General features: G+C 62.0%; 1 protein-coding gene. It reads right to left on the minus strand.

Features of this window, described 5'->3' with window-relative positions:
• Positions 1 to 1,529: calcium-binding protein (locus tag AB9F26_RS22040; protein ID WP_369769102.1), on the minus strand; the 1,529-nt coding region annotated here is incomplete at both ends.

The raw sequence follows: 1,529 nt of genomic DNA on the forward strand, positions 1-1,529 counted from the left end.
TCGAGCCTGTCGTTGCCACCGCGTCCGGACAGGACATCGTTACCGTTTTGCCCCCAAAGCCCGTTGGCGCCTTCGTTCCCGCCCAGAAAATCCGCCTGTGCGGAGCCCAGCAGGTTCTCGATCGAGACGTAGCTATCGCCCGTCGCTTCGCCTGTGTTGGTGCCGGTATAGCCAAGGTCCGCGCGCACTTGCGTGTTATATTCGGCGCTGTCGTAGCCGTCCCCGCCATGCAGGATATCCGCGCCCGCGCCACCGTTTAGAACATCGCCTCCGTCGCCGCCGTACAGCCTGTCGTTGCCGTTGCCGCCGTCGAGCCTGTCGTTGCCACCGCGTCCGGACAGGACATCGTTACCGTTTTGCCCCCAAAGCCCGTTGGCGCCTTCGTTCCCGCCCAGAAAATCCGCCTGTGCGGAGCCCAGCAGGTTCTCGACCGAGACGTAGCTGTCGCCCGTCGCTTCGCCTGTGTTGGTGCCGGTATAGCCAAGGTCCGCGCGCACTTGCGTGTTATATTCGGCGCTGTCGTAACCAGCCCCGCCATGCAGGATATCCGCGCCCGCGCCACCGTTTAGAACGTCGTTATCATCACCGCCATACAGTTTGTCGTTGCCGTTGCCGCCATAGAGCCTGTCGTTGCCGTCGCGCCCGACCAGAACATCATCGCCGCTGCCGCCCCAAAGGGTGTTGGCGCCGCTATCTCCCGCCAGAATGTCCGCATGTGAGGACCCCAGCAGGTTCTCGACCAAGAAGTAGCTGTCGCCCGCCGCTTCGCCCGTGTTGCTGCTGCTATACCCAAGATCCGCGCGCACGCCCACCGATGTATGGGAATACTCGGCCCGATCGGTTCCATCCCCGCCGCGCAGGATATCCGCCCCCGCGCCACCGTGGAGACTGTCATTGCCTTCGCCGCCGTAGAGCGTGTCGTTATTGTTGCCACCGTACAGCGCATCATTGCCGCCACGTCCGACCAAAACGTCGTTGCCATTGTCGCCCCAGAGGGTGTTGGCCACTCCATTTCCTGCCAAATAGTCCGCGAAGTTGGAGCCCAGCAGGTTCTCGATCGAGATGTAGCTGTCGCCCGCCGCTTCGCCCGTGTTGCTGCTGCTATAGCCAATATCTGCGCGCACTTGCGAGATATATTCAGCACGGTCGATGCCTGTGCCGCCGTTGAGGACATCTGCCCCGTCACCGCCGCGCAGGCCATCATGGCCATGGCCACCTTCGAGGGTGTCGTTGCCGTCTTGACCATAGAGTAAGTCGTTGTCGTCGCCCCCCATCAGGATGTCCGTGCCGGTGCCGCCAACCAAAATATCGTTGCCCTCCAGACCGCGCAGACGATCATTTTCTGCGGTACCTATGAGGGTATCGCCCGCCGTTGTGCCCAGCATGTCAAGGCCAGTAAAGCCCGCAACTTGGACCGCAACACTGGTCACTGCCTCGTGGAACCCCCCGCCGTCATTAAAGTAAACGAGAACCGTCAGCACATGGCCTTCGTCCTCATCCGTGAGCGTATAAGTGGCCTCTTGCGCCCC

Source organism: Falsihalocynthiibacter sp. BN13B15, assembly GCF_041205415.1.
GTDB classification, from domain to species: Bacteria; Pseudomonadota; Alphaproteobacteria; order Rhodobacterales; family Rhodobacteraceae; genus Falsihalocynthiibacter; species Falsihalocynthiibacter arcticus.